Below are 25,534 nucleotides of genomic sequence, written 5' to 3'. Positions count from 1 at the left end.
TTCAGAACCTACAGCCGACCACTGACATCCGGTGCGGGAAGGGCCGTTCGCGGCTCTCACCAGCTGGTCTTGCGGTGCAGCGTCCACATCATCATGATCGTCGAGGGGTCGAGGGCCTGCTCGCCGCCGGAGACGTCGTCGCTCGCCGCCACGTACTGGCGGCCCTGCCAGAGCGGGATCAGCCGGGCGTCGTTCACGATGATCTGCTGGGCCTGCTCCATGTCCTTGACCGTCTGCGCGCGGTCGCTCTCGGCGCGCGAGTGCGGCAGCAGGCTGTCGGTGATCTCCTTGGCCTGGTACGGCGTGCCGAGCGCGTTGTGCTCGCCGACGAACGGGGCGATGAAGTTGTCCGCGTCGGGGAAGTCCGGGAACCAGCCGCGTCCGAACACGGGGTACTCGCCCTTCTGGTAGCCGACCACGTAGGTCTTCCAGGGGCGGCTCTTCAGGGTGATGGTGAACAGCCCGGAGCCCTCCAGTTGCCGCTTCAGCTCCTGGAACATCAGGGCCGTCTCGGACCCGTAGCGGTCGGTGGTGTACCAGAGGGTGAGCGGGACCCGCTGGTGGATGCCCGCGTCGGAGAGGATCTTGCGGGCCTTGGGGACGCTCGGGTCGCCGTAGTCGTCGAAGAAGCCGGTGGTGTGGCCGGTCAGGCCCGCGGGGACCATGGAGTACAGCGGGACGACGGTGTCCTTGTAGACCTTGTGGGCGATGGCGCCCCGGTCGACGACCTGGGCGATGGCCTTGCGCACGGCGGGCTGCTTGGCCCAGGGGTCCTTGGGGTTGAACACCAGGTAGCTGATGTCGGTGCCGGCGCCGTCGATGAGCTGCAGGTCCGCGTTGCCGTGCTGCTGGAGGGCGAGGATGTCGTCGGCGGCGAGACCGCGGTAGGTGACGTCGATCTGCTTGTCGCGCAGCGCCTTGACCATGCTGGCGGAGTCCTGGAAGTAGCGGATGGTCACCGCGTCGTTCTGCCGCTTGGCGAAGCCCTGGTAGTCGCCGTTGCGGACCAGGACCGCCTGCCTGTCCTCCTGGTACGACTGGAGCTTGTACGGCCCGGAGCCGACGACGTCGCCGTCCTTGCGCAGGGTGTGGGCCGGGTAGTCGGCCGGGTCGACGATCGACATGGCGGGGGTGGCCAGCACGAACGGGAAGGTCGCGTCGGACTTGTTGAGGTGGAAGACCACCTCCTGGTCGCCCGAGGTGTCCACCCGGTCCAGGCTGCCGAGCAGCCCGGCGGGGCCGCTCGGGGCGTCGATGGCGCGGATGCGGTCGATGGAGTACTTGACGGCTTGGGCGTTCAGCGGGTTGCCGTCGGTGAACTTCATGCCGGAGCGCAGCTTGCAGCGGTAGGTGCGGCTGCCCGAGTCGATGAAGGAGCAGCTCTCGGCGGCGTCGGGCTGGGGGGTGGTGGCGCCGTTCGGGTAGGCGAGGAGCGTCTGGTAGATGTTGCGGTACAGCTCCCAGGAGCCGTCCCAGGCACCCGCCGGGTCAAGCGTGCTGGGGGCGCTGGTGGTGCCCACGACGATCGGGCCCTTGCTGCCCGAGCCATTGCCGGACAGCAGACTGCATCCGGCCACCAGGGATATGGACGCGATCGCCGCGACTCTCCGCAGGAATCGGTTCCGGTTGAACACGCGCACGCTCCTCGATCCGCCGTACCAAGGGTCGGCAGACCATACCGCAGCGTTTGGGCGCCCGAACCTCCCGTGAAACAGGCCTTCTTGATCGACTGAGCGGTGACGACGTTGTCATGCGACTGTGCGCCCGCTGTGCGGTTCTCCGGGCGCCGATCCGTCCGAAAATCGGCGCCCGGAAAGCGTTTCTCACACGCCGGCGTTGAGGAAAAGCCCTCCGTCGACGACGAGCGTCTGGCCGGTGATCCAGTCGGACTGCCCGGAGGTGAGGAACGCGGCGGCGCCGCCGATGTCGGACGGCACGCCGAGCCGGGCCAGCGGGTAGGAGGCGGCGGCCTCCTCCTCCCGGCCCTCGTACAGGGCCTGCGCGAACTTGGTCTTGATCACGGCCGGGGCGATCGCGTTGACCCGGACCTTCGGCGCGAACTCGTGCGCCAGCTGCTGGGTCAGGTTGATCATCGCGGCCTTGCTGACGCCGTAGGCGCCGATGAAGGGCGAGGGCGCGAGGCCCGCGATCGACGCGATGTTGACGATCGAGCCGCCGTTGTCCTTCTGCCAGGCGTGCCAGGTCTTCTGGGCGAAGCCGAGCGCCGAGATCACGTTGGTCTCGAACACCTTGCGGGCGACGTTCAGGTCCAGGTCCGCGATCGGGCCGAAGACCGGGTTGGTGCCCGCGTTGTTGACGAGGTGGTCGAGGCGGCCGAAGGCCTCCATGGTGCGCTCGACGGCCTCGGTCTGGTGGTCCAGGTCGTGCGCCTTGCCGGCGACGGCGATGACCCGCTCGGAGCCGAGCTTCTCGACGGCCTCCTTCAGCGCGTCCTCGTTGCGTCCGGTGATGCACACTCGGTCGCCGCGCGCGACCAGGGCCTCGGCGACGCCGTAGCCGATGCCGCGGCTCGCGCCCGTGACGAGGGCGACCTTGCCGGAGAGTTCCACGGAAGTCATGTACCTGTTCCCTTTAGTCGAGCGGTCCGCCGGCGACGTACAGCACCTGGCCGGAGACGAACCCGGCCGCCTCGCCGGTGAAGAAGGCGATGGCGTTGGCGATGTCCTCCGGCTCGCCGACGCGCTGCACCGGAATCTGGGTGGCGGCGGCCTTCTTGAAGTCGTCGAAGCCCATGCCGACGCGGTCGGCGGTGGCCTTGGTCATCTCGGTGGCGATGAAGCCGGGGGCGACGGCGTTGGCGGTGATGCCGAACTTGCCCAGTTCGATGGCGAGGGTCTTGGTGAAGCCCTGGAGGCCCGCCTTGGCGGCCGAGTAGTTGGCCTGGCCGCGGTTGCCGAGCGCGGAGGAGGAGGACAGGTTGACGACCCGGCCGAAGCCCGCGTCGACCATGTGCTTCTGGACGGCCTTGGTCATCAGGAACGAGCCGCGCAGGTGCACGTTCAGGACGGTGTCCCAGTCGGAGACGCTCATCTTGAACAGCAGGTTGTCGCGCAGCACGCCCGCGTTGTTGACGAGGATCGTCGGGGCGCCCAGTTCCGCGGCGATACGGGCGACGGCCGCCTCGACCTGCGCCTCGTCGGAGACGTCGGCGCCGACCGCGATCGCCTTGCCGCCGGCCGCGGTGATCTTCTCGACGGTGTCCTTGCAGGCGGCCTCGTCGAGGTCGATCACGGCGACCGCGTGACCCTCGGCGGCCAGTCGTACGGCGGTGGCGGCGCCGATGCCGCGCGCCGCGCCGGTGACTACCGCGACCCGCTGTTCAGTGGTGGACATTACTGCTTCTCCTCGCCCTTGAGAGAACCTGTGTGGCCCTTCGGGAGGGCCCCTCGTGCGGTGAGCGACCGCTTAGTACCTTCGGTACACGTGACGCTAGAAGCCCTGGCACCCGGTGTCAACGGCACACCGCACCGGTGTGATCCATTACCTCACCAGGAGGTCCAGCAATCGTTCCGTCTCGGCCGCCGGGTCGGTGGTCAGTCCGGTGTGCACCGGGCCGGGCTGGACGACGGTGGACCGGGGCGCGATCAGCCAGCGGAAGCGCCGCCCGGCGTCGTCGCGGGCCGCCTGCCCGGCCTCCTCCCCGCCCGCGCAGACCTTCTCCACGGCCGCGAGCGCGGCCCGGATCCCGGCCACGTCGGCCTCCGGGTCGAGGGCGCGCAGCCGGGTCTCGTCCAGATGGGTGCGGGCGCCGACGTAGGCCTTGGCCCGGCAGTAGAGGACGACGCCCGCGTTGACGCACTCGCCGCGCTCCACGCGCGGCACGACCCGCAGCAGCGCGTACTCGAACACGTCCCGGTCGCCGCCCTGGCCCGCCCGGGTGATGTGACGCTCGGTCACGTGGCCGGCCATGTGGATGTGGGTCTCGCTCACTTGGTCCCCTCGATGCCGGTGATGCGCTCGTGGACGGCGGCCGCCCGCGCGAGCAGCGGACGCGCGTAGGCCCGGCGCAGGTCGTCCGGGGTGTCGAAGCCCGGCTCGCCGTCGAGCCAGACGTCCGGGATCTCGGCGGTGACCTCGGCGAGGAGGTCCTCGGTGACCCTGGGTGCCAGGTCGGCCGCCGCGGCGGCGACGTCCGGGGCGAAGCGGGCCAGGGCGTGGTCGGCGGCGTCGTAGGCGCGGGCCGCGGAGGCCTCGGCGGAGGGCCAGTTGTGGTGCCAGATCATCGTGGCCCCGTGGTCGATGAGCCACAGGTCGCCGCGGTGCACGAGCAGGTTGGGGTTGCGCCAGGAGCGGTCCACGTTGTTGATCAGCGCGTCGAACCAGACGATCCGGCCGGCCTCCTCGGAACCCACGGAAAAGGCGAGCGGGTCGTAACCGAGCGCACCGGAGAGGAAGTCCATGCCGAGGTTGGTGCCGCCGCTGGCCCGCAGCAGCTCCTGCACCTGCTGCTCGGGCTCGCCGAGCCCGAGGACCGGGTCCAGCCGGACGGTGACGAGGCGGGGCATCCGGAAGCCGAGGCGGCGGGCGAGTTCGCCGCACACCACCTCGGCGACCAGGGTCTTGCGGCCCTGTCCGGCGCCGGTGAACTTCATGACGTAGGTCCCGAAGTCGTCGGCCTCGACGAGCCCCGGCAGCGAGCCGCCCTCCCGCAGTGGCGTGATGTACCGGGTCGCGGTGACTTCCTTGAGCATCGCCCCAGGCTACTGGGGTGGGTCCGGGCTCCGGCGGACGGCCGGCCCACGGCCGCGGCGCACGGCGTTCCCGGTCGCCGGGGCGCGGGGATCCGGGTGCCGTCTGAACAGGCGGCGCCCGGGGACCGTACCCCTGGGCGGACCACATGAAGCTCCGCGGAAGGGAAGCCCACATGACCAGCGCATCGCCCCAGCCCGAGACCGGACCGGCCCGCCGTACCGTCATGGCGGCGGCCGGAGCGGCCGGGCTCGCCGCCGCGCTGACCGCCTGCGGTTCGAGCGACGACTCGTCCGGCAGCGCCAACACCGGGTCCGGCTCCGCCGGCACGACCGGCTCCACCGGGACGACCGGTTCGGGCGGGTCCACCGGGGCGTCGCAGGGCGGTGGCGCCGCCGGTGGTGGTGCCGCGCTCGCCAAGACGTCCGACATCCCCGAGGGTGGCGGGAAGATCTTCAAGGACCAGGGCGTGGTGGTCACCCAGCCCGCGGCCGGCACGTTCAAGGCGTTCTCGTCCAAGTGCACCCACCAGGGGTGCGCGGTGGGCAGCGTGACGGGCGGCGCGATCGTCTGCCCGTGCCACAACAGCCACTTCTCGGTCGAGGACGGCAGTGTGAAGCAGGGCCCCGCTACCCAGCCGCTGCCCGCGGCGAAGATCACCGTCTCCGGCGACGAGATCAAGCTGGCCTGAGCCGTATCAGGACCGTCCGCGCGGCCGTTCGAGGCAGCCGATCACCTCGTCGGTGGTCGTGACGGTGGCGACCAGCGCGAGGGTGTGGCGGATCATCGCGGAGGTGTAGTCGGCGGGCACTCCGGCGATGGCGTCGGCCGGGACGACGGCCGTGTAGCCGAGGTTGACCGCGTCGAACACCGCGTTGGGTATCGCCACGTTGGCCGAGACCCCGGTGACTATCAGGGTGCGACAGCCGAGGTTGCGCAGCAGGGCGTCCACGTCGGTGCCGTGCAGCGGGGACAGCCCGTGCAGCCGCCGTACGACGAGGTCCGCCTCGGTGACCTCGATCGGGGGCGCGACCCGGACCGCGGTGCTGCCGGTCAGCTGCCGCACGGGGAGCCGTTCGGCGGCCCGGAACAGCCGGGCGTTGCGGCTGGCGCCCCGGCCGTCCGGGCGGCGCTCGGCGACCGCGTGGACGACCTGGACGCCGGTGCGGTGCGCGGTGGCCACCAGCCGGGCCACGTGGTGCAGGGCGCCGCGCGAGCGGGCCTCGCGGGCGAGTTCGGGCAGGGCGCTGTCCGGGCCCACCACCCCCTGCTGGCACTCCACGGTCAGCAGGACGGTGCTCGCGGGATCGAGGAGTTCGCCGAGCCGTTCGTGCGCCGTCATCGTGCACTCCTTCGCCGTCGCCGGTGGCCGGGCGGCGAGAGTAGCCACTCGCGGCAGTGAGCGGAAGCCGGGCCATTCCCTTTTCTGACGTGATGTCAGAGGATCACCGGCAGAGGGACGTTCCTCTGGCACGACGTGGGAGAAGAGGGGGCCGCATGACCGTCACTCAGCAGCGCCGGGGCCGGAAGATCATGATGACACCGGGCGAACTGGACGAGTTCCTGACCAGCCAGCGCACCTGCCGGGTCGCGACCGTCTCGGCCGACGGCGCTCCGCATGTGAGCGCGCTGTGGTTCGCCTGGGACGGAACCTCGCTGTGGCTGTACTCGGTGGTGCGCAGCCGGCGCTGGACGCAGCTGCGCCGCGATCCGCGGGTGGCGGTGGTCGTCGACTCGGGCGAGGAGTACGACCAGCTGTGCGGGGTCGAGCTGTCGGGCCGGGTGGAGTTCGTGGGCGAGGTGCCGCGCACCGGCGAGTTGTGCGCCGAACTGGACACGGCGGAGACGCTGTTCGCGCGCAAGAACTTCGGCCTGGACGAGATGCCGCACGACGGCCGGCACGCCTGGGCGCGGCTCACCCCGGAGAAGGTCGTCTCCTGGGACTTCCGGAAGCTGGGCGGGGCATAGGGGCTCAGCCGAGTTTCCGGGCGGCGGTGCGCAGGGCGTCGACGGCCGCGCGGATCGAGGGCCGGCGGTCGGCGTCCGCGCGCCACACCACGTACACGTGCCGGCGCACGCGCTGCCTGAGCGGCACCAGGGCCACGCCGTCCGGCACCGGGTGCCGGCCCAGCAGCGGCGCGATGCACACGCCGAGACCGGCCGCGACCAGCCCGAGCTGGGTGTGGGTCTCGCCGGCCCGGTGGCCGACGATCGGCTCGACGCCCTTGGAACGCAGGGTGAACATCAGCCACTCGTGGCAGAACTCGCCCTCGCCCCACGTGATCCACTCGTCCTCGGCGAACTCGGCGAGATCCACCTCGTCCCGGCCGGCGAGCCGGTGCCCGGCGGGCATGGCGACGTCGGCCGGGTCGTCGAGGAGCGGCGCCTTGACCAGACCGTCGGGCACGGGCATGGGCTTGTTGTACCAGTCGAGGACCACGGCGAGGTCGAGGTCGCCGCGGACGACGCCCGCGATGCCCCGCTCCGGCTCCAGCTCGCTGGAGCGCACCCGCAGCCCCGGGTGCTCGGCGCGCAGCGCCCCGAGCGCGTCCGGGAAGAGACCGCGCGCGGCGGTCGGGAACGCGGACAGCCTCAGCTCACCGGCGACCTGCCCGCGCTGCGCCTCCAGGTCGGACTGCGCCAGCTCGACCTGGGACAGGATGCGCGCCGCGTGATCCGACAGCAGCCGGCCCGCGTCCGTGAGCCGCACACCGCGGCCGTTCCTGGCGAGGAGCTGCTGGCCGACCTCGCGCTCCAGCTTGCCCAGCTGCTGGGAGACCGCGGAGGTCGTCACGTGCAGGGCGTCGGCGGCGGCGCTGACCGAGCCGTGCCGGGCGAGGGCGTCCAGGGTGCGCAGGCGCTCGAGGTTCAACATGTAAGCGATCCTAAGAGATATCAGGCGCGTATTCTCGATTGTGCTAAGAAGTTTCCTCCAGCATCGTTGAGGCCATGAGCACGGTCACCGCATCCCGGACCCAGTCCCCCGCACCCACCCGCACCCGCGCCCGCCTCGGCTGGCGGCTCCGTTTCGGCGCGCTGTCCCTGATCTGGGGCTTCAGCTTCCTGCTGATCAAGGTGGGCACGGGCGGGTACGCCCCCTTCCAGGTGACCCTCGGGCGCCTGGTGTTCGGTACGGCGGTGCTCGCGGCGGCGATGGCCGTCAAGCGGGAGCGGCTGCCGCGCGGGGGCCGGCTGTGGGCCCACATGGCGGTCGCCGCGTTCTTCCTGAACGCCCTGCCGTTCTCCCTCTTCGCCTACTCCGAGCTGACCATCCCGTCGACGCTGGCCGGCATCTGCAACGCCACCTCGCCCCTGTGGGGCATGCTCCTGTCGCTGGTCGCCCTCTCCGAGGACCGGCCGACCCGGGTCCGGGTCGCCGGGCTCGGTCTCGGCTTCCTCGGTGTGCTGACGGTGCTGGGCGCGTGGCAGGGCTTCCACGGGCTGGACGCCACGGGCACGGCGATGGCGCTGCTTGCGTCGCTGAGCTACCCGGTGGGCTGGATCTACGTGCGGCGGACGCTGGCCGGCACGGGCAACTCCCATCTGTCCATGACCGGTGGGCAGTTGCTCATCGCGACGGTCCAGCTGGCAATCGTGACGCCCCTGTTCACCGGTGTTCCGGACCACTTCGCGCTGGTCCCGCTGCTGGCGATCGCCGCGCTGGGCGCGCTGGGCACCGGTCTCGCGGTGCTGATCCAGTACGGGCTGGTCGCCGAGGTCGGGCCGACCACGGCCCAGATGGTCACGTACTTCATCCCGGTGATCGCCACGGCCGCCGGGGTGGCGATCCTCGGCGAGTCGCTGCGCTGGACCACGCCGGTCGGGGCGGTGATCGTCCTGGCGGGTGCCGCGCTCACCCAGGTACGGCCGAGGAAGGCCGCGTAGCCCCGCGGCCGGAGCGGCGGCGGGCTCTACAGTGATCGGCATGCCGATACCCGTACACGCCCTCGCCCACCGCCCCCTGACCGTCGAGGCCGTCACGGAGTTCGTCGCGCTGCCGGCGGGGCCGTACATCTCCGACGATGACGACGACGCCCTCGACGAGGAGCTGCGGCGGCGCGGTTGGCAGTGGGAGGACCGGCTGGTCTGCGAGTCCTTCCGCACCGCCCATGAACACGTGCTGTGCAGCGTGGGCTTCAGCCCGTTCGGCACCCCGGACACCCGGAGCTTCCTCGTCTTCGGCGAGCTGTACCCCGTCGATCCGAACGACGAGCGGATGGCCAACGAGTCCTGGCTGAACGCCTATGTCGACGCGTGGCACAAGCTTCCCGGCTGGCGCTGCGCCAGACCGAGCAGCGACGAGGACTGCGAAGCCGTGCTCGCCGCGGCGGCGCGGTCGGTGACGGAATGTCTCGGCTCGGCCCCCGAGCGGACGGTACCGTCCAGCGCCGCCGTGGCCATGGGCCCCACGCTGACCCAGCGCATCTGGCGCACTCCCACGCACGCTCTCGTCCTCGGACCCGCGGCCGACAACGGCCCCTACGGCTACCTCACCCATCTCCAGCTGTCCTGCACACCGCTCTCCTACGGCCCCGACCTGCCCCCGGCGGACGACGAGGCCGGCCTGGCCGCGTGGATCAGCGCGCACATCCACGGGTGAGGCTCCGCCGCGGGTCGTGCGTCAGTAGCGCTGCGCCTTGGCGAGCACGGGCGTCAGCTTCGGCTCCGGCGGCTGGTGGCTGAAGGCGATGGGCTGTTCCTTGTCCCCGGGCTTGAGGTGCTCCGCGCCGACGTACCGCGTCTCGACCACCTTGCCGTCGGGGTTCTTGAAGTCGATCTGCACGGCGTAGGAGGCCTCGCTGTGCGTCCTGTTGGTGATCGAGACCACCACGGCGAGCACTCCGCCGGTCTGCGCTCGGGGCATGCCCGTGATGGACACCTCGGAGAGCGCGTTGCCCTGGCCCTGGACGTTCTTCAGGGCCTCCTGCGCCGCCATGCTCCTGCGCTGGGTCTCGGCGTCCACCGACGCCTCGAACTCGGAGGCGCGGGCCGAGGCGGACGACGCGGCGGCGGACGCGGAGGCGCGGGCCGAGCTGATCGCCGCGGAGGCCGAGGACGCCATGGCCGACGGCGGTGTTCCGGAGAAGGACGAGGCATTCGGCGTAGTGGTGGCCTGGGGCGAGGAACCGGTCTGCTGACCGCTTCCGCCCCCGCAGGCGGCGAGCCCGCCGGCGAGGAGGAGGGTGCCGAGCGCACTGCCCAGGGCCGTCCGGCGCCGGGCCCTTCCGGAGCCGCAGAGTCGTCTCACGGACATGGTGCCGTCCAAGGGGTCGATGGTCATCTTCCTCCATCGTCGGGGCCGGGTTCCGCGCTCGCGACTCGAGCGGCGGGGCACCGGCCCCGCTCCCGCGCCCGGTCCACGAGGTGTGCGCCGCCGGTGGGCCGGCGCCCTGGCCGGGGAGGTCTGCCGGAGGCGAGCCGGTGAACCTCTCCGGTCGCGGCACTTGGGCCTGTCTGACCATTCCCGTCTGCCGCGTGACGCCACGCACGCACGCTCGCCGCGCCGGCCCCAGACCCAAGTACTCCACAGTACGAGGGCCTGGGGCCGGCACGCCGAGAGCACGCACCTGACGCCGCGCGGCCGCCCTTCGGGCGACGACGCGAACTGTCGGACAGGCCCTAGCCGTAGACGCGGGCCGGGGACGGGCGTACCGCCGCCGCCACCGCGTCAGCGAGCGGGACGATGTCCGCCGGGGTGAGCGCCGAGACGGTGACGCGGATACCCGGCGGAGAGCCGAGGCGGAAGCGGGCGCCGGGCGCGACCGCCCAGCCCGACTGGAGGAGGCGGGCGACCGCTCCGGTCTCGTCGGGGACCGGCACCCAGACGTTCATGCCGCTGCGGCCCCGGGCGGCGACCCCGCGCTCCGCCAGCGCCTCGATCAGCGCCTGCCTGCGGGTCCGGTACGACCGCGCGACCGCCGCCCGGTCCACCGCGCCCTCGGTCCACAGATGGACCACCGCGCGCTGGAGCAGCAGGCTCACCCAGCCGGGCCCCAGGCGCTGCCGGCCCCGGACCCGGTCGACGGTGACCGGGTCCCCGACGAGGACGGCGAGGCGCAGGTCGGGGCCGTAGGCCTTGGCTGCGGAGCGGACGAGGGCCCAGTGCCGGGTGACGCCCGCGAGCGGGTGCAGCGGCAGGTCGACGATGCCGTGGCCGTGGTCGTCCTCGATCAGCAGGGTCCCCGGGTGCTCACGCAGCACCGCGCGCAGGGCACGGGCCCGGGTGGCGGTCACCGAGGCGCCGGTCGGGTTCTGGACGCGGTCGGTGACGATCAGGGCGCGGGCCCCGGACTCCAGGGCGCGGCGCAGCTCGTCGGGGGACGGTCCGTCGTCGTCGACGGCCACGGGCACCGTGCGCAGGCCGAGCGCCGGGATCAGATCGAGCGTGGCGCCCCAGCCGGGGTCCTCGACGGCGACGGCGTCGCCCGGCTTGAGGTGGGCGGCGAGCACGCGCTCGATGGCGTCGAGGGAGCCCGAGGTGACGGTGAGCGGAGCCGCCGGGACGCCGTCGGCGTCGAGTTCGGCGCGGGCGATGCGGGCGAGGTCCGGGTCGACGGGGTCGTCGCCGTACAGGACGGGGCGCCGGTCCCCCGCCTCGGCGGCCGCGGCCAGGGCCGGGGCCAGGCGGGGCAGCAGGTGCGGGTCGGGGTTGCCCGCGGACAGGTCGCGGCCGCCGGCGGGCACCTCCACGCGCAGTTCCCTGCGCCCGGTGGTGGCCGGTCTGGGCCGGACGCGGCTGCCGCGGCGGCCGGCGGTCTCGATCACCCCGCGCTCGCGCAGGGTGCGGTAGGCGGCCGCGACCGTGTTGGGATTCACCCCCAGCTCCGCGGCCAACTCCCGCATCGGGGGCAGGGGTTGGCCCGGCCCCAGCTCCCCGGCCCCGACCGCGCGTTCGACGCTGGCCGCGATCTCTGCTGCGCCGCGCCCTTCGATCCGATACTCTCCTAGCACAAAAGACATTATGCACTAGTGCAATAGCCACCGCCATGGAGGGACCGTCATGCCGGGCACGACCGCGGAAGCCCAGTCCGCCGCCTACACCCCGACCGACCGCACCGTGCCCACGCGCTCCGCGGACCGGGCGTCGTACGACAGGGAGCTGGTGCACGCGATATTGGACGAGGGGTACGTCTGCCACCTGGGCTTCGTCCGGGACGGGGCACCCGTGGTGCTGCCGACGCTGTACGGCCGGGTCGGCGAGCGGCTCTACGTCCACGGGTCCACCGGTTCCCGCCCGCTGCGGATGACCGGTGCGACCGATCCGGGCCTGCCGGTGTGCCTGACCGTCACCCACGTCGACGGTCTGGTGCTGGCACGCTCGGCCTTCCACCACTCGATCAACTACCGCTCGGTCGTGGTGCACGGCGTGGCGCACGAGGTCACCGACCCCGAGGAGCGGCGGCTCGCGCTGGACGCGCTGGTGGACCACGTCGTACCGGGGCGGGCCGCGGACTCGCGTCCCGCCAACAAGAAGGAGCTGGCCGCGACCGCGGTGATCCGCCTGGACCTGGAGGAGGTCTCGGCCAAGGTCCGCACCGGCGGCGCCAACGACGAGCCCGAGGACCTCGCCCTGCCGCACTGGGCCGGCGTCGTCCCGCTCCGCAAGGGCTACGACTCCCCCGTCCCCAACGCCGACCTGACCCCCGGCATCGCCCTGCCGGACTACCTGGCGGAGCGGTAGGCACCGGGCACGACGACCCGGGGCGGGCCTCGCGCACGGCGAGACCCGCACCGGGCACGGGCGGTCCGGTGTCCGGATCTAGGCGGCGGTGCCGCGGGCCGACAGCTCGCGTTCCGCGCCGCCCGAGGCGACCGGCTGCGGGGAGCCCTTCGCGGGGGCCGAGGACTGGGCTATGAACGCGCCGACCAGGACGATCACACCGCCGGCCACCTGCGGGGCCGACAGGTGCTCGCCCAGCAGCACCCAGGCCAGCACGGTCGCGATCACCGCCTCCAGACAGGCGACGACACCGGCGACCTGCGGGGACAGCCGCCGCACCGACACCACGCCCGTGACGTAGGCGATCACCGTGGCGACCAGCACGATCCAGGCCAGCAGCGCGAGGGCCGGTACGGCGGTGCCGTTCATGTGCGCGGAACCGGCCAGGACGGACCAGCGCATGCTCCAGGGGCGGGAGACGACCGTCAGCACGGCCGCGCCCACGAGCAGGCCGTAGGCGATGACGCCGAGCGGGTCCGGCGCCTCGTCCCCCGCGTCGCCGCCCTGGTCGGACAGGACGAAGTAACCGACCTGGCAGCAGGCGGCGCCGAGCGCGCACAGCAGGCCCAGGGGGTCGAAGCTCAGCCCCGACCAGACCTCCACCACACAGGCGAGGCCGCCCACCGCGAGGACCACGCCGAGCGCGGCGGCGCGTGTGACGGGCCGCCGCTGCACGAACCGCACCCAGCCGAGCACCAGGGCGGGCGCCAAGTACTCGATGAGCAGCGCCACGCCGACCGGGATCCGGGAGAGGGCGGCGAAGTAGCAGGCCTGGACACCGGCCACGGCGAGCAGCCCGAACCCGACTAGCAACGCGGGGCGGCGGCGCAGCAGGGCGCGGTGCCGCACGGCGAGCGGCAGCATGACCACGGCGGCGCCCGCCACCCGCAGCCACACCACGTGCAGCGGGTCGAGTCCCGCCTCTATCAACGGCTTGGCGGCCACCCCGGACCCACCGAAGGCCAGCGCGGACACCAGCGCGAGACCGAGTCCCACACCCCTGCCACGGCTGCCCTGACTGCTCTCAGACGTATGCACCGGCACATGATGACAGGGGACGACAGGAGCGTCACCCCCGTTGACACCTGTCTCAGGGGATGGACGCCGCGGTCAGGGCCTCAGCGCGTCGCGCCGTCCTCGCCTGCGCACCTCTGGGAGCCTGCCCCCACGCGGGCGCGCAGGTCGGGGGCGGAGATGCCGGCCCGTTCGAGGACCTCGACGGCACGGGACGCGGGGTCGGCGACGAGCCCGGCAAGCAGGTCGGACCCGGTGGCCCGGCCGCCACCGCGGCGCCGCGCCCGCTCATGGGCGTGCGCCAGGGCAGCGGCCCCGGCCGGGGACCAGTCCCCGGAGCCGGTCGCCCCACCGTCGCCGGGAGCCGGTACGACGGCGATCGCGCCGGAGTCCTCCACGCTGCCCTGCCAACGCAGGCCGTAGCCGATGCTGCGCTGCACGAGGTAGCCGAGGAGCCGGGCGAGCTGCGGCGGGCCGCCCACGGCGGAGCGGACCTCCGGGTCGTGCTCCAGGAGGGAGTGCAGCAGGTGGGCGGTGTCGACGTGCCGGTCCCCGTCTCTTACGGCCCTGCGGCGGGCACCCGCGACCACCGCTGCGAGCTCGGCGCCGAGCCCGGCAGCGTCGTCCGGGTACGGGTTCGCCTCGTCATGGGCGGTCCGGCGGGCTGTACGGGGCTGCACGTCTCCACCCCATCAGCCTCAGGGGACCGAGTCATCCACGGGCGGAACCATTCGTGCGTCCCACACCGAGTGGACATCGCCGACCGGAATCTCATCCTTACGGAGGAGATTCAGCCGAAAAGGCCCGACAGGCCGCGCCGCCTTGCCATGCGCCCTGTACACAACCCGCGCACGCCGCCGAATATGACGGTTCATCAGTATTGAATGTTCGCGGCCCCCCGGCTACGTTCCGCGACACCGTAGCCGGATACGCCCGAACCGAAGGGGTGGTCGCATGGCCGAAGTCAGCGCTGAGGCAAGCATCCAGGCGCCGGCCGAGAAGGTGTGGGCGCAGCTCACCGACTGGTCGTCGTACGGTGAGTGGAACGCCACCCACACCAGCTTCCCCAAGGGCGGCCCCCAGACCCTGGCGGTCGGCGGCACGTTCCAGGAGAACATGAAGCTGATGGGCTTCCCGGCGGAGGTCGACTGGACGATCGAGGAGCTGGAGCCCGCCCGGGTGTTCGCCATCCGCGGCAAGGGCCCGATGGCGGTGACCGTCGCCACCCGCTACACGCTCACCCCGGACGGGGACACGACGACCCTGCGCATCGACGGCGAGTTCACCGGCGCCGCGGTGTCGCTGATGGCGGGCAAGCTCAAGGACTCGGCGACGGCGGCCCTGAACGAGTCGCTGCGCAAGCTCGGCGGCCTGGTCGCCTGAACCCGGACACGCGAGGGCGCCCCGCGGAGTGCTCCGCGGGGCGCCCGGGCCGCCGTACGGGCCTCAGTGCTCGTCGGCGAGGATGAGGTACAGCTTCCTGCGGGCGTCGTTGATGACGACCAGCGCCTTGTCCCGCTGTTCCTTGCTGCCGGTCTTCCAGACCTGCCCGAAGGCCTCCATCAGGCCGAAGCCGGCCTGCCGGATCTCACCGAGGGCCTCCCAGTCGACCCCGCGCGAGGCCTCCTCCCAGGGGGCGTCCGCCCCCTCGTCGGCGGCGGTGCGGCCACTGTCCGTGAGAGAGAACAGCTTCTTGCCGCCCTCGCTCTCACTGGCGATCAGGCCCTCGTCCTCCAGCAGCTGCAGAGTGGGGTAGACCGAGCCGGGGCTGGGCTTCCACGCACCGCCGCTGCGTTCGGCGATCTCCTGGATCATCTCGTAGCCGTGCATGGGCCGTTCCTTGAGCAGGGCCAGGATGGACGCCCGCACGTCACCGCGCCGCGCCCGCCCCCTCGGGCCGCCCCGCCCTCGGGGCCCCCAGGGGCCCGGACCGAAACCGGGGCCGCCGGGACCGAACCCCGGGCCACCCGGACCGAACGGCCCGAAGGCGGCCCGCTGGCCCTCGAACCCACCCATGCCCCGCCGACCGGGGCCCTCGTGCCGATGTCCACGCTCGAATCCGTGGGTACGCATCGTGATCACTCCATTCCATCGTCGATCTGTCACGTATGCATCGCGTATCGTTCGTGATGGCTCAACGATATATCGGAACCCGATCGCATGACAAGCCCCTTCCCGTGGGAGGTCGCGACGGGACTCAGCCGCCCCGGTGCCCGCCGCGCCGAGCGCGGGAAACGTGCCAGGATTCGCGAATTGGCCTTGGCTGAGGGCCTGTCGGAGCCACTAGCGTCGGGGCATGCGCATGCGAATCGTGGACGCCTTCACCGACCGGCCCTTCGCCGGCAACCCCGCCGGGGTCCTGCTCCTGGACGACGTCTTCCCGGACGACGACTGGCTCCAGAACGTCGCCATGGAGGTCAATCACGCCGAGACGGCGTTCGCGCACCGGCTGCCCGGGGGCGGCGAGGCCGACTGGGCGCTGCGCTGGTTCACGCCCGTCGCCGAGGTGGCGATGTGCGGGCACGCCACGCTCGCCACGGCCCACGTCCTGCACACGTCCGGCGCCCACGAGGGCCCGGTGCGGTTCGCCACCCGCAGCGGCGTGCTCATCGCCACGCCCGCCACCGACGGCTCGATCACCCTCGACTTCCCCACCGCGCCGCTCACCCCCGTCGACGTCCCGGCCGGGATCTCCGACGCGCTGGGCGCGGCACCGGTCGCCGCCTTCGACACCGGGGCGAACGTCGGCGACCTGCTGGTGGAGCTGGCGGACGAGAAGACCGTCCTCGCCCTCTCCCCCGACCACAAGTCCCTCGGCGCGCACTCCTCGCGCGGAATCATCGCCACCGCCCGCGCCGACGATCCGTCCCGGGGCTACGACTTCGTCTCGCGCTGCTTCTTCCCCAACGTCGGCATCGACGAGGACCCGGTCACCGGCAGCGCCCACACCGCGCTCGCCCCGCACTGGTCCGCCCGGCTCGGTCGCGACGACCTCACCGGACTCCAGGCCTCCCGCCGCACCGGTCTGGTGCGCACCGGACTGCGCGGCGCCCGCACGCTGCTCACCGGCCGCGCCGTGACCGTCATCGAGGGCGAACTGCGCGCCTGAGCGGCCGGGCCGCCGGTCCTCAGGCCGTCGGCAGCCAGCCCACCTTGCCCGCGAGCAGGGCGTAGCCGACGAACGCGCCGATGTCGAGCAGGGAGTGCGCGACGACGAGCGGACCGACCCGGCCCCAGCGGCGGTACAGCCAGACGAAGACCACGCCCATGACCATGTTGCCGAGGAAGCCGCCGACGCCCTGGTAGAGGTGGTACGAGCCGCGCAGGACCGCGCTGGCCACCAGTGCGGTCCCCGGGGTCCAGCCCAACTGGCCCAGCCTGCGCAGCAGATAGCCGACGACGATGACCTCCTCGAGGACCGCGTTCTGCACGGCGGAGAGGATCAGCACCGGGAACTTCCACCACACCGCCGGCAGGGCCTCGGGCACGACCGTGAGGTTGAAGCCGAGGCCGCGCGCGGCCAGGTAGAAGGCGATCCCGGTGCTGCCGATCACGGCGGCGATGCCGGCGCCCCTGGCCAGGTCGGGCCAGGGGCGGGTGCGGTCGAAGCCGAGGGTGCGCAGGCTCCTGCCCTCGCGCATCAGCAGGTGGGCGACCAGGGCCACCGGGACCAGGGCGGTGGCGATGCCGAACAACTGCCAGGCGAGGTCGAGCCACGGGCGGCCCGGCGCGGCCGAGGCGTTCAGGGTGGCCGCCTGGTCCTTGAGACCGCCCGGCTTGGTGACCGAGCCGATGAAGCTGATCAGCGCGGAGACTCCGCTGGCGCCCAGCGAGAGCGCGAGGACGAGCAGCGTCTCGTCCCGCAGGATCCGCCTCGGGTCGCGCTCCCGCGCCCCGGAATCGGCCACCGAGTCAGCCTCCACCTGCACCCCTGCCTCCAGCCGCCTCACGGGCCCATGGCCCACCTCTGCCCGCAAGGATCGCAGAAGGAGATGTGAGGACGGCGTACGGGCCGCACGCGGGGCGGACGGGACGGGCCCCGGGGCCCGGACGGTCCCCGGGGCCCGGCGCGGACCGCGCGGACCGGTTGCCGGGGCGGCGCACCGGTTGCCGGGACGGCGCGGACCGGTTGCCAGGGCCGTCGGCCTGTATGCCGTACAGACCCGCGGCCTGTATGCCGTACAGACCCGCGACCTGTATGCCGTACAGAGCGCGGCCTGTACGGCGTACGGACTCCCGACGGCCGGTCCGGGCGGACCGCCCCCGCCCGCCCGGTGGGACGGCTCGGGGAGCGGCCGGGGCTCACCCCAGGGGGACCGGCTCCGGCAGGCCCACCGGCCACGTGTGGACCGGTTCACCCACGTGCATCAGCTCGGCATAGCGCCGCGTGGTCGCGGCGAGCGCCGCCTCCCGGCTCAGCCCCTGCTCCAGGGCCCGGTGGAAGGTGGCCGCCTGCCAGGACGCGCCGTTGACCCGGCGGCGGCAGCGCTCCTCGATGACGCCCAGATAGAGGTCCCGGTCGGCGGCCTCCACGCCCCACGCGTCCAGTCCCGCCGAGGCCAGCGGCAGCAACTCGTCGCGGACCAGGGTGACCGCGTCCACCTCGCCGGTGCCCCCGTAGCGTCCCCGCCGGGGCCAGACGAAGCGCGCGTCGATGCCGTCCCGGCAGGCCGCGTCGAAGTTGGCCTCGGCCGCGCTGAACGGCAGCCGCGTCCACACCGGCCGGGAGTCCTCGGCGAGGGCCCGGACGAGGCCGTAGTAGAAGGCCGCGTTGGCGATCACGTCGGTGATGGTCGGGCCGGCGGGCAGCACCCGGTTCTCGACGCGCAGGTGCGGCACGCCGTCCGCGATGCCGTACACCGGCCGGTTCCACCGGTAGATCGTGCCGTTGTGCAGGGTGAGTTCGGCGAGACTGGGCACGCCGCCGGCGTCCAGGACCTCCAGCGGATCCTCGTCGTCGCAGATCGGCAGCAGGGCCGGGAAGTAGCGCAGGTTCTCCTCGAACAGGTCGTACGCCGAGGTGATCCACCGTTCGCCGAACCACGTGCGCGGCCGCACCCCCTGCGCCTGGAGTTCCGGCGGGCGGGTGTCGGTGGACTGCAGGAACAGCGGCGGCCGGGACTCGCGCCACAGTTCGTGGCCGAACAGGAACGGCGAGTTGGCGCCGAGGGCGATCTGCGCGGCGGTCGCCACCTGGGCCGCGTTCCACACGTCGGCGAACCGGCCCGGGGTGACCTGCAGATGCAGCTGCACCGAGGTGCACGCGGCCTCCGGCACGATGGACTTCGAGGTGCAGACCAGATGCTCCACGCCCTCGATGTCCAGCCGGAAGTCCTCCCCGCGCGCGGCCACGATCTGGTCGTTGAGCAGGGTGTAGCGGTCGACCTCGGACAGGTTGGACGACACCAGGTCGTCCCGGTCGAGCGTGGGGAGGATGCCGATCATGACGATGCCCGCGTCGACCTCGCCGGCCTTGCGGTCCGCATAGGCGAGCGAGGTGCGCAACTCCTCGGCGAGCCGGTCGAATACCCGGCCGCCCAACCGGTGCGGCGCAATGTTGACTTCCAGGTTGAACATCGCCAGTTCCGTCTGGAAGTCACGGCTCGCGATGCGCTCCAGCACCTGACCGTTCAACATTTTCGGCATGCCGTCAGGGCCGGCGAGATTCAGTTCGATCTCCACGCCCAAGAGGTTCTTGGGGCGGTCGAATCGCTTCTCGACCAGCAGCCGCTCCAGCCCCGTCAGACACTTTTGGAGCTTTTCGCGGTAGCGCTGGCGATCGGACAGGTCGAACCGCCCTGCCACGACCTTCTCCCCCATCTAGGTGTCCCTCCTCGGACGGGCGGGCCGACGATCCGGCCGCCGGGCTCCCAAGTCAGGTGGGATGATGCCCAGCCGAAGCGATCGATAACGTCCCGCGCGGGCTCGGCGCCCGCTACTCTGTCGGAATGTTCCCCGCGGCACATTCACGGGGCATGCCGCAGGTCGCACATCCGTGTGCCCCGAACTCCTCGTGAAAAACGCCGACGACATTCGGCCGACCGCTACCGGGGCGTATTGCGAGGTCAGCGCCGGGCTACCGGTCCGGAAATCGGGATGAGATCCGCAAATCGACGGCGTATTCACGCCTTGCGCGACTTACCGGAATGCGATAGACGAAACATCGGCTGAACACGCGTCGTATAAACTTCGTCCACAAGGCGGGAGGGTGGCGCCCGCGGTCCTGGTCCTGCCGTTTTCCTGCCGTCCGGGTCGACGGCCGGCAGACCGAGCCGCACTTCGTTCTTCACCGACCCGGACCCCACCGCTCCGCCTTCCCCCGTGAGCAGACAGCGCCGTCCGCCCCACCCTCCTCGCGCCGTCGCGCCTGTCGAACGAGAGGCGACCCACATGCCGCTGCACGTGCCCCCTGCCCCCGCGCCTGCCCTGCGCTCCGTCCTCACCGCCCTCGGTTCCCCCACCGCGGTACGTGAGGCCCGCACGCCCGCCCTGCGGGCCGCGCAGGCTCCCGCGACTCCCGAACTTCCGCTGCCCGTCCACGTGTTGGACCGGATCACCGCCCAAGGCCTGACCGCGACCCGGCTGGCCGGCTGGCGGTTCCTGATCCGCTGCGGCGATCGGGCGGTGGCCGCGGCGGAGACCATGCTCACGCCCGACGGCTGGGCCTTCTCGCACTTCTTCGAGGGCCCGTACGTCGCCTCCACCGAGCTGGCCCTGAAGCAGGCCGAGGCGCTGCAACAGCCCTACCAGGCGCGGCTGCTGTCGATGCCCGGCCTGTACATGCTCACCCTGTGGCTGCACGGCGACTGCACCGCCGACGGTGCGGAGGGCCATCCGCTCGGCACCGATCTGCTCGTGCCGCTCGCCCCGGCACCGCCCGGCATCTCCGCGCACCGGCCGCACCGGGTCGCCGAGCTGCTGCCGGTGCTGACGCATCGCGCCACACGCCTCCCGCTGCTCGGCTCACCGGCGGCCTGACCTGGCATTCCGTGTACCCCGCCGCCCCCTTCCGGGCGGCGGGGTACACGTGCGTGACGCCCCCGTGACGGCCGGACTAGTCCGCTTCGGCCACTGCGAACCACCCAAAGGGACAGTGCAGTTGGACTGAACCGTCCGGCCGGGTGACGCGTCATCAACCTGTGAGAAGCGGTGCTGCGAAATCCCTGCGGAATGACGCCCAGAGGGCAACACTGGGTTCCGACCGACTTATCACCACGGGGGACGGCCATGACCACGACAGAGCGAGAGATCCCACCCATGTGCCAGCACCAGCCGCCGTGCCCGCCAGCAGAGTCCGCCGACCGGGAGTCCGCCCGTCTCGTGGCGCACCACCCGGAGCAGGGGTGGAGCCTGCTGTGCAACGGCGTCCTGCTCTTCGAGGACACCGGTGAGCTGCTGCCCGACGGCCGCATCATCGCCCCGCACCGACCGCTCGGTGCGGACGAGGTGATGACCGCAGCCTGAGCAGGGCAGAGACCTGAGGGGCCGGCCGCACCCACCCGGTGCGCACCGGCCCTGACGCATGTCCGGGCCCGACTACGGCCCGTGTCCGGCCGCTGGCCCAGCGCTTCCCGTCCCGCGCACCAGGCATTCCTCCTCCCGGCTGGTCGTATCTCCCGCGCGGGAGTGGGATGGAAGAGAAGGCCTTGCTGCGGGCGGCTCCGCGACGGTCGCGCGGACACCCGCGAGAACGGTGGAGTCATGTCCGGTTACGACGTCTCGGCGGTCGCACGGGTGGTGGTCGGCGTGAGCGGCTCCCTGGGCAGCGTCACGGCCCTGCGGCGGGCCACCGCGCTCGCCCGCCGCCTGGGGGCCGAACTGTGGCCGGTGCTGGCGTGGGAGCCGCCCGGTGGTGACCAGGCGGCACGGCGCTCCCCCGCCGCGGGACTGCCGGTCGAGGAGTGGCAGCGGCTGGCCGGGCAACGGCTGATCTCGGTACTGGAGGAGATCTTCGGCGCGGTGGGCCCGGGGGTGCCCGTGCACGCCCTGGTCGTCCGGGGCACCCCGGGCCGGGCACTGGTGGCGACGGCGGACCGTGAGGACGACGTCCTGGTCGTGGGCGCGGGCCGGCGCGGCCTCCAGCGCGCCTTCTCGGGCCGGGTCTCCCGGCACTGCCTCGCCCACGCCGTCTGCCCCGTCCTCGCGGTGCCCCCGTCCCCCCTGGAGACCGAACTCCTCACCGTCCACCGCCGCAACACCTGGCACCTGCGCATGGACACACGGGGGCTGTGAGCGCCGGGGACGGGACGGTGCGGCCGAAGGGGAAGTCCCCCGCACGTCGGAGTGTCGTCGAGGTGCGGCCCTGCCGTTCTCCGTCGGACCCCCGGCTGCTTACCGTCTGCCTCATGGAACACAGCGACGCGCCACAGCCACGGGTGGCGGCCCGTCACTCGTCCGGCACCGGTTTCGTCGCGTACGAGCGCGGCTGGGCCGGTGAGGTGCGTGGCTCGGTCCGCCGCGCCGGAGCACTGCTCGCGCTGCTGCTGTTTCGTCGACGGGGCGGCCGGCTCCCTCACCTGGTGGCGGGGTCTCCTGTGGTCCGTGCTCGCCCTGCTGCTGCTCCTCGTACTCCTCCCGCCCAGGGTGTCGGCCGGCGACGGCCGGCTGACCGTCCGGCGCCTGTTGCGCACCCGCGGCGTCCGCACCGATCAGCTGACCTCGGTGCGGACGCCGGACGGTGTCGCGCCGCGCCTGGTCCTGTGCCACTCCCTGGGCAACCACGTCGAGTTCGACCCCGACGCCCGGATCCGCAACCCCGATCTCCGGTACCGGCTCGACCAGGGCGTCCGTAGGTCCGCGGCATCCGGAACGCGGCCCCACGGCATGGTCGCCCTGCAGGACCTCTCCCGTCGCCTGGACCGCGAGACGGCCCTGGGGGTGTTCCGGGTCTCGGGCCTGGAGTGAGCGGACACGCTCGCGCGGGTGCCGCAGGCGGGCGATCCGGTACGCACCGAGCAGGTCCGAAGCGAGACCGTCGGACGGGTCGGGTCCGACCCGTCCGGACTCGACGCGGGGGCCCGCGCAGGGCCCGGCCGCAATGAGCGCCCCGCACTCCCGTGGGGCAGGATGGAAGGACCGGCGGTGACACGCGGCCGGTACCGGGCGGCGGCCGCGGTCGCCGCGCGCCGCTCGGCAGACCGGCCCCCAGGGCCGCCGGCCAGACCTCACTCCACCTCAGGAGATGACACTCGGTTGCCACTCCCCGGTCGGGACCACGTCGAGCCGCCCGTTCGCCCCTCCAGGGCCGACGGCCCCGGCCTCGTCTTCTTGATGCGGCACTGATGTGGCCAGGCCATTCTTAACGCAACGTTGACGCACCCGGCCCCCGTATCCGTGGGCCCAGGCGTCACGCTCTGCATACGCTGGTGCCGCCGTCCGCGTGATGGCCGGAAAGAACTGAGCCACACATCAGGAGCACGCCGATGGCCACGACCGAACACCCTCCAAGTACCAGCCGCCTGCGCGCCTGGATGCTGGAGGGCCTGTCCGACATGGGCAAGAGCGGCGGCCTCACCGGACCGCACGCCGAGCCCGAGCCTCCGCACAAGGGCCAGCGCTGGTGGCGGGTGATGTGCCTGACCGGTGTGGACTACTTCTCGACCCTCGGCTACCAGCCGGGCATCGCGGCCCTGGCCGCCGGCCTGCTGTCCCCGGTGGCGACCATCGTGCTCGTGATCGTCACCCTCGCCGGCGCCCTGCCGGTCTACCGTCGCGTCGCGGAGGAGAGCCCGCACGGCGAGGGCTCCATCGCGATGCTGGAGCGGCTGCTCTCCTTCTGGCAGGGCAAGCTGTTCGTACTGACCCTGCTGGGCTTCGCGGCCACCGACTTCCTGATCACCATCACGCTGTCCGCCGCCGACGCCTCCACCCACCTGGTGGAGAACCCGCACCTGACGAGTGCCCTGCACGGCCAGCAGATGCTGATCACGCTGTTCCTCGTGGCGCTGCTCGGCGCGGTGTTCCTCAAGGGCTTCCTGGAGGCGATCGGTGTCGCCTTCGCCCTGGTCGGCGTCTACCTGGCGCTCAACGTCGTCGTGGTGATCGTCGGCCTGTACCACGTGGCCACCGCCGGGCACGTGGTCACCGACTGGACCGGCGCCCTGACCGCGGAACACGGGAACGTGTTCGTGATGATCGGCCTCGCGCTGATCGTGTTCCCCAAGCTCGCTCTTGGTCTGTCCGGCTTCGAGACCGGCGTCGCCGTGATGCCGCACGTCCAGGGCGACGCGGGCGACACCGAGGAGCAGCCGACGGGCCGGATCCGGGACACCAAGAAGCTGCTGACCACCGCCGCCCTCATCATGAGCGGCTTCCTGATCACCACGAGCTTCATCACCACGCTGCTGATCCCGGAGAACGAGTTCAAGCCGGGCGGCGCCGCCAACGGCCGTGCCCTCGCATACCTCGCGCACCAGTACCTCGGCGGCGCCTTCGGCACGGTCTACGACATCTCCACCATCGCCATCCTGTGGTTCGCCGGCGCGTCCGCCATGGCCGGCCTGCTCAACCTGATGCCGCGCTACCTGCCCCGCTACGGCATGGCCCCGCACTGGGCGCGTGCGGTGCGCCCGATGGTCATCGTCTTCACGCTGATCGCGTTCCTGGTGACCTGGATCTTCGACGCCAACGTCGACAAGCAGGGCGGCGCCTACGCCACCGGTGTGCTGGTGCTGATCACCTCCGCGGCGATCGCGGTGACCATCGCCGCGCGCAAGGCGAGGCAGCGCCGCTGGACGATCGGCTTCGCGGTCATCGCGGTGGTGTTCCTGTACACGACGGTCGTGAACGTCATCGAGCGGCCGGACGGTGTGAAGATCGGTGCCTGCTTCATCGTCGGCATCATCCTGGTCTCGCTGCTGTCCCGGCTGGCCCGCGCCTTCGAGCTGCGCGTGACCAGCGTGACCCTCGACCCGCTGGCGGAGCGCTTCGTCCGGGACATGGCCAGCCGCAAGATGCGGTTCATCGCCAACGAGCCCGGCCACCGCGACAAGGCCGAGTACCGCGACAAGATAGAGCAGATCCGCGCCGACAACGACATGCCCGAGCAGGAGGACTTCGTCTTCGTCGAGGTCACGGTCACCGACCCCTCCGAGTTCGAGGCGGGCCTGACCGTGCGCGGCGAGGTGCTGCACGACCGCTTCCGGGTGCTGACACTGGAGTCCGCCTCCATCCCGAACGCCCTGGCCGCGCTGCTCCTGCACGTCCGCGACATGACCGGCTGCACCCCGCACATCTACTTCGAGTGGACCGAGGGCAGCCCGTTCGCCAACTTCCTGCGCTTCTTCCTCTTCGGGCAGGGCGAGGTCGCCCCGGTCACCCGTGAGGTACTGCGCGAGGCCGAGCCCAACCGGACACGGCGGCCGCGGGTCCACACGGGCTGAGCGAGGCACCCGGACGTACGGCCGCGCATCCGGCCGTGCCGCGTGGCCGTCCCCGCGCTAGCGGCCGAACCGGCGTCCGCGGGGCCGCACGTCCAGCCGCCCGAAGCTGAGGCGCCCGTGTATCTCCACCCGGAGGTGCACGGGCGCACCTGTGTCTCCGGGGGCCCGCATCCTGACCTTGCCGTAGCCGATCGCCAGCGAGTCGGCGTCCACGACCATGCCCGGCCGGGTGATCAGCCGCAGCGTGCCGCCGCGCATCTCGACGTCGAGGCGCAGGGTGTCCTGCGTGATCACCGCGCGGCGGAAGTCCAGGGTCACGTCTCCCCAGTCCGACGCGATCTCCATCCGGCGCGGCACCGTCCAGCCGTCCGCGCGCGTGGTCGACGCGCCCTGCTGCTCGATCCGGACGACGTCCCTGGCCGGGGCCGCCCCGGGCTCGTCCGGCAGGTCGGCGGTCAGTGCCGCCAGTTCGCCCCGGGTCCGGGCGGTGAGCGCGGCCGCCACCCGCTCGTCCAGCTCCTCCGGCGTGATCCTGCCGTCTCCCGCCGCACCGCTCAGCACGTCCACCACACGGTCCCGGTCCGCGTGCGAGGCCCGCAGCCCCGGCGACCCGTCCGCCCGCACCAGTTCGGCCGACATCACTCTCACCCCGATTCGGACGCTCCCGCGGGAGCCGCTCGTCACGTACTAACGCTATATCGCGTTATAC

General features: G+C 72.3%; 28 protein-coding genes. 13 read left to right on the top strand and 15 right to left on the bottom strand.

The features are described from left to right. Positions 1 to 56: 56 nt before the first annotated feature. The 5 genes from ACZ7FF_RS16100 to ACZ7FF_RS16080 form a co-directional block, all read right to left on the bottom strand. Positions 57 to 1,634 (bottom strand): ABC transporter substrate-binding protein, encoded by a 1,578-nt coding sequence (locus tag ACZ7FF_RS16100; RefSeq protein ID WP_470812815.1) that lies wholly within the window; start codon positions 1,632 to 1,634, stop codon positions 57 to 59. 189 nt (positions 1,635 to 1,823) lie between these two features. Continuing rightward, a complete protein-coding gene (locus tag ACZ7FF_RS16095; protein WP_470812814.1) occupies positions 1,824 to 2,579 on the bottom strand; it encodes an SDR family oxidoreductase in 756 nt (251 codons plus the stop codon). Positions 2,580 to 2,592: 13 nt separating this feature from the next. Next, positions 2,593 to 3,354 (bottom strand): 3-oxoacyl-ACP reductase FabG, encoded by a 762-nt coding sequence (gene fabG, locus ACZ7FF_RS16090; RefSeq protein ID WP_470812813.1) that lies wholly within the window; start codon positions 3,352 to 3,354, stop codon positions 2,593 to 2,595. A 147-nt stretch (positions 3,355 to 3,501) separates the two neighbouring features. Next, positions 3,502 to 3,951, bottom strand: coding sequence for a DUF3037 domain-containing protein (locus ACZ7FF_RS16085; RefSeq protein WP_470812812.1), 450 nt, complete (start codon positions 3,949 to 3,951; stop codon positions 3,502 to 3,504). Continuing rightward, the gene (locus ACZ7FF_RS16080) at positions 3,948 to 4,712 is read right to left on the bottom strand and encodes a HipA family kinase (RefSeq protein WP_470812811.1); all 765 of its coding nucleotides are present in this window, start codon (positions 4,710 to 4,712) and stop codon (positions 3,948 to 3,950) included. Before ACZ7FF_RS16080 ends, ACZ7FF_RS16085 begins: the two co-directional genes overlap by 4 nt. Positions 4,713 to 4,885: 173 nt before the next feature. Between ACZ7FF_RS16080 and ACZ7FF_RS16075 the strand changes: the two genes are divergently transcribed. Next, entirely contained in the window at positions 4,886 to 5,401 is a 516-nt protein-coding gene (locus ACZ7FF_RS16075; RefSeq protein WP_470812810.1) for a Rieske (2Fe-2S) protein, read from the top strand. Positions 5,402 to 5,407: 6 nt separating this feature from the next. Here ACZ7FF_RS16075 and ACZ7FF_RS16070 read toward each other — a convergent pair whose 3' ends face one another. After that, positions 5,408 to 6,052 (bottom strand): cysteine hydrolase family protein, encoded by a 645-nt coding sequence (locus ACZ7FF_RS16070; protein ID WP_470812809.1) that lies wholly within the window; start codon positions 6,050 to 6,052, stop codon positions 5,408 to 5,410. 155 nt (positions 6,053 to 6,207) lie between these two features. On the opposite strand from ACZ7FF_RS16070, the gene ACZ7FF_RS16065 reads away from it, so the two are divergent. Then, the gene (locus tag ACZ7FF_RS16065) at positions 6,208 to 6,678 is read left to right on the top strand and encodes a pyridoxamine 5'-phosphate oxidase family protein (RefSeq protein ID WP_470812808.1); all 471 of its coding nucleotides are present in this window, start codon (positions 6,208 to 6,210) and stop codon (positions 6,676 to 6,678) included. Between the two features lie 4 nt (positions 6,679 to 6,682). On the opposite strand, the gene ACZ7FF_RS16060 is transcribed toward ACZ7FF_RS16065, so the two are convergent. Continuing rightward, positions 6,683 to 7,585: a LysR family transcriptional regulator gene (locus tag ACZ7FF_RS16060; RefSeq protein WP_470812807.1), complete on the bottom strand. Its 903-nt coding sequence runs from the start codon at positions 7,583 to 7,585 to the stop codon at positions 6,683 to 6,685. Positions 7,586 to 7,659: 74 nt separating this feature from the next. On the opposite strand from ACZ7FF_RS16060, the gene ACZ7FF_RS16055 reads away from it, so the two are divergent. After that, on the top strand, positions 7,660 to 8,595 hold the full coding sequence (locus ACZ7FF_RS16055; protein WP_470812806.1) for a DMT family transporter: 936 nt from the start codon (positions 7,660 to 7,662) through the stop codon (positions 8,593 to 8,595). Positions 8,596 to 8,635: 40 nt separating this feature from the next. Continuing rightward, positions 8,636 to 9,310, top strand: coding sequence for a hypothetical protein (locus ACZ7FF_RS16050; RefSeq protein ID WP_470812805.1), 675 nt, complete (start codon positions 8,636 to 8,638; stop codon positions 9,308 to 9,310). A gap of 21 nt (positions 9,311 to 9,331) precedes the next feature. Here ACZ7FF_RS16050 and ACZ7FF_RS16045 read toward each other — a convergent pair whose 3' ends face one another. Next, positions 9,332 to 9,646 carry a hypothetical protein gene (locus tag ACZ7FF_RS16045; RefSeq protein ID WP_470812804.1) on the bottom strand — a complete coding sequence of 105 codons (315 nt, stop codon included), beginning with the start codon at positions 9,644 to 9,646 and terminating at the stop codon, positions 9,332 to 9,334. Between ACZ7FF_RS16045 and ACZ7FF_RS16040 the strand changes: the two genes are divergently transcribed. After that, a complete protein-coding gene (locus ACZ7FF_RS16040; RefSeq protein WP_470812803.1) occupies positions 9,645 to 9,848 on the top strand; it encodes a hypothetical protein in 204 nt (67 codons plus the stop codon). The two genes, ACZ7FF_RS16045 and ACZ7FF_RS16040, sit on opposite strands and share 2 nt — an antisense overlap. A gap of 481 nt (positions 9,849 to 10,329) precedes the next feature. Here the strand turns inward: ACZ7FF_RS16040 and ACZ7FF_RS16035 are convergent, their stop codons facing one another. Further along, positions 10,330 to 11,661 carry an aminotransferase class I/II-fold pyridoxal phosphate-dependent enzyme gene (locus tag ACZ7FF_RS16035; RefSeq protein WP_470812802.1) on the bottom strand — a complete coding sequence of 444 codons (1,332 nt, stop codon included), beginning with the start codon at positions 11,659 to 11,661 and terminating at the stop codon, positions 10,330 to 10,332. 49 nt (positions 11,662 to 11,710) lie between these two features. Between ACZ7FF_RS16035 and ACZ7FF_RS16030 the strand changes: the two genes are divergently transcribed. Further along, entirely contained in the window at positions 11,711 to 12,391 is a 681-nt protein-coding gene (locus ACZ7FF_RS16030; protein ID WP_470812801.1) for a pyridoxamine 5'-phosphate oxidase family protein, read from the top strand. 78 nt (positions 12,392 to 12,469) lie between these two features. Here ACZ7FF_RS16030 and ACZ7FF_RS16025 read toward each other — a convergent pair whose 3' ends face one another. Both ACZ7FF_RS16025 and ACZ7FF_RS16020 read right to left on the bottom strand, forming a co-directional pair. Continuing rightward, complete coding sequence (locus ACZ7FF_RS16025; protein WP_470812800.1) at positions 12,470 to 13,474, bottom strand: EamA family transporter; 1,005 nt, start codon at positions 13,472 to 13,474, stop codon at positions 12,470 to 12,472. Positions 13,475 to 13,548: 74 nt separating this feature from the next. Next, complete coding sequence (locus ACZ7FF_RS16020; RefSeq protein WP_470812799.1) at positions 13,549 to 14,124, bottom strand: Clp protease N-terminal domain-containing protein; 576 nt, start codon at positions 14,122 to 14,124, stop codon at positions 13,549 to 13,551. Between the two features lie 274 nt (positions 14,125 to 14,398). Between ACZ7FF_RS16020 and ACZ7FF_RS16015 the strand changes: the two genes are divergently transcribed. Further along, entirely contained in the window at positions 14,399 to 14,827 is a 429-nt protein-coding gene (locus tag ACZ7FF_RS16015) for a type II toxin-antitoxin system Rv0910 family toxin (protein WP_470812798.1), read from the top strand. Positions 14,828 to 14,890: 63 nt separating this feature from the next. On the opposite strand, the gene ACZ7FF_RS16010 is transcribed toward ACZ7FF_RS16015, so the two are convergent. Further along, positions 14,891 to 15,517 (bottom strand): PadR family transcriptional regulator, encoded by a 627-nt coding sequence (locus ACZ7FF_RS16010; RefSeq protein ID WP_470812797.1) that lies wholly within the window; start codon positions 15,515 to 15,517, stop codon positions 14,891 to 14,893. Between the two features lie 223 nt (positions 15,518 to 15,740). Between ACZ7FF_RS16010 and ACZ7FF_RS16005 the strand changes: the two genes are divergently transcribed. After that, on the top strand, positions 15,741 to 16,553 hold the full coding sequence (locus ACZ7FF_RS16005; protein ID WP_470812796.1) for a PhzF family phenazine biosynthesis protein: 813 nt from the start codon (positions 15,741 to 15,743) through the stop codon (positions 16,551 to 16,553). 19 nt (positions 16,554 to 16,572) lie between these two features. Here ACZ7FF_RS16005 and ACZ7FF_RS16000 read toward each other — a convergent pair whose 3' ends face one another. Then, positions 16,573 to 17,373, bottom strand: a complete 801-nt coding sequence (locus tag ACZ7FF_RS16000; protein ID WP_470812795.1) for a CPBP family intramembrane glutamic endopeptidase — start codon at positions 17,371 to 17,373, stop codon at positions 16,573 to 16,575. 373 nt (positions 17,374 to 17,746) lie between these two features. After that, positions 17,747 to 19,264, bottom strand: a complete 1,518-nt coding sequence (locus tag ACZ7FF_RS15995; RefSeq protein WP_470812794.1) for a glutamate-cysteine ligase family protein — start codon at positions 19,262 to 19,264, stop codon at positions 17,747 to 17,749. 570 nt (positions 19,265 to 19,834) lie between these two features. Here ACZ7FF_RS15995 and ACZ7FF_RS15990 point away from each other — a divergent pair. The 5 genes from ACZ7FF_RS15990 (at position 19,835) to ACZ7FF_RS15970 (ending at position 24,825) form a co-directional block, all read left to right on the top strand. Further along, on the top strand, positions 19,835 to 20,422 hold the full coding sequence (locus ACZ7FF_RS15990) for a hypothetical protein (protein WP_470812793.1): 588 nt from the start codon (positions 19,835 to 19,837) through the stop codon (positions 20,420 to 20,422). A 279-nt stretch (positions 20,423 to 20,701) separates the two neighbouring features. Further along, complete coding sequence (locus ACZ7FF_RS15985; RefSeq protein ID WP_356344670.1) at positions 20,702 to 20,908, top strand: DUF5999 family protein; 207 nt, start codon at positions 20,702 to 20,704, stop codon at positions 20,906 to 20,908. Between the two features lie 237 nt (positions 20,909 to 21,145). Next, positions 21,146 to 21,676 carry a universal stress protein gene (locus tag ACZ7FF_RS15980; RefSeq protein WP_470812792.1) on the top strand — a complete coding sequence of 177 codons (531 nt, stop codon included), beginning with the start codon at positions 21,146 to 21,148 and terminating at the stop codon, positions 21,674 to 21,676. A gap of 210 nt (positions 21,677 to 21,886) precedes the next feature. After that, positions 21,887 to 22,348 carry a hypothetical protein gene (locus ACZ7FF_RS15975; protein WP_470812791.1) on the top strand — a complete coding sequence of 154 codons (462 nt, stop codon included), beginning with the start codon at positions 21,887 to 21,889 and terminating at the stop codon, positions 22,346 to 22,348. A 518-nt stretch (positions 22,349 to 22,866) separates the two neighbouring features. Then, positions 22,867 to 24,825: an APC family permease gene (locus ACZ7FF_RS15970; RefSeq protein ID WP_470812790.1), complete on the top strand. Its 1,959-nt coding sequence runs from the start codon at positions 22,867 to 22,869 to the stop codon at positions 24,823 to 24,825. Between the two features lie 57 nt (positions 24,826 to 24,882). Here the strand turns inward: ACZ7FF_RS15970 and ACZ7FF_RS15965 are convergent, their stop codons facing one another. Further along, on the bottom strand, positions 24,883 to 25,464 hold the full coding sequence (locus ACZ7FF_RS15965) for a DUF1707 SHOCT-like domain-containing protein (protein WP_470812789.1): 582 nt from the start codon (positions 25,462 to 25,464) through the stop codon (positions 24,883 to 24,885). Between the last annotated feature and the right edge of the window lie 70 nt (positions 25,465 to 25,534).

It is taken from the genome of Streptomyces sp. NPDC037126 (assembly GCF_055605965.1).
Note: the sequence above shows the minus strand (reverse complement) of the source record. Positions and strands in the feature narration are given on the sequence as shown.

Bases quoted from the DNA above. Each gene is read 5' to 3' on its own strand.
- ACZ7FF_RS16095 (WP_470812814.1), bottom strand. From the start codon at position 2,579: ATGACTTCCGTGGAACTCTCCGGCAAGGTCGCCCTCGTCACGGGCGCG.
- fabG (WP_470812813.1), bottom strand. From the start codon at position 3,354: ATGTCCACCACTGAACAGCGGGTCGCGGTAGTCACCGGCGCGGCGCGC.
- ACZ7FF_RS16080 (WP_470812811.1), bottom strand. From the start codon at position 4,712: ATGCTCAAGGAAGTCACCGCGACCCGGTACATCACGCCACTGCGGGAG.
- ACZ7FF_RS16075 (WP_470812810.1), top strand. From the start codon at position 4,886: ATGACCAGCGCATCGCCCCAGCCCGAGACCGGACCGGCCCGCCGTACC.
- ACZ7FF_RS16070 (WP_470812809.1), bottom strand. From the start codon at position 6,052: ATGACGGCGCACGAACGGCTCGGCGAACTCCTCGATCCCGCGAGCACC.
- ACZ7FF_RS16065 (WP_470812808.1), top strand. From the start codon at position 6,208: ATGACCGTCACTCAGCAGCGCCGGGGCCGGAAGATCATGATGACACCG.
- ACZ7FF_RS16060 (WP_470812807.1), bottom strand. From the start codon at position 7,585: ATGTTGAACCTCGAGCGCCTGCGCACCCTGGACGCCCTCGCCCGGCAC.
- ACZ7FF_RS16055 (WP_470812806.1), top strand. From the start codon at position 7,660: ATGAGCACGGTCACCGCATCCCGGACCCAGTCCCCCGCACCCACCCGC.
- ACZ7FF_RS16050 (WP_470812805.1), top strand. From the start codon at position 8,636: ATGCCGATACCCGTACACGCCCTCGCCCACCGCCCCCTGACCGTCGAG.
- ACZ7FF_RS16040 (WP_470812803.1), top strand. From the start codon at position 9,645: ATGCTCCTGCGCTGGGTCTCGGCGTCCACCGACGCCTCGAACTCGGAG.
- ACZ7FF_RS16045 (WP_470812804.1), bottom strand. From the start codon at position 9,646: ATGGCGGCGCAGGAGGCCCTGAAGAACGTCCAGGGCCAGGGCAACGCG.
- ACZ7FF_RS16030 (WP_470812801.1), top strand. From the start codon at position 11,711: ATGCCGGGCACGACCGCGGAAGCCCAGTCCGCCGCCTACACCCCGACC.
- ACZ7FF_RS16015 (WP_470812798.1), top strand. From the start codon at position 14,399: ATGGCCGAAGTCAGCGCTGAGGCAAGCATCCAGGCGCCGGCCGAGAAG.
- ACZ7FF_RS16010 (WP_470812797.1), bottom strand. From the start codon at position 15,517: ATGCGTACCCACGGATTCGAGCGTGGACATCGGCACGAGGGCCCCGGT.
- ACZ7FF_RS16005 (WP_470812796.1), top strand. From the start codon at position 15,741: ATGCGCATGCGAATCGTGGACGCCTTCACCGACCGGCCCTTCGCCGGC.
- ACZ7FF_RS15995 (WP_470812794.1), bottom strand. From the start codon at position 19,264: ATGGGGGAGAAGGTCGTGGCAGGGCGGTTCGACCTGTCCGATCGCCAG.
- ACZ7FF_RS15990 (WP_470812793.1), top strand. From the start codon at position 19,835: ATGCCGCTGCACGTGCCCCCTGCCCCCGCGCCTGCCCTGCGCTCCGTC.
- ACZ7FF_RS15985 (WP_356344670.1), top strand. From the start codon at position 20,702: ATGTGCCAGCACCAGCCGCCGTGCCCGCCAGCAGAGTCCGCCGACCGG.
- ACZ7FF_RS15980 (WP_470812792.1), top strand. From the start codon at position 21,146: ATGTCCGGTTACGACGTCTCGGCGGTCGCACGGGTGGTGGTCGGCGTG.
- ACZ7FF_RS15970 (WP_470812790.1), top strand. From the start codon at position 22,867: ATGGCCACGACCGAACACCCTCCAAGTACCAGCCGCCTGCGCGCCTGG.
- ACZ7FF_RS15965 (WP_470812789.1), bottom strand. From the start codon at position 25,464: ATGTCGGCCGAACTGGTGCGGGCGGACGGGTCGCCGGGGCTGCGGGCC.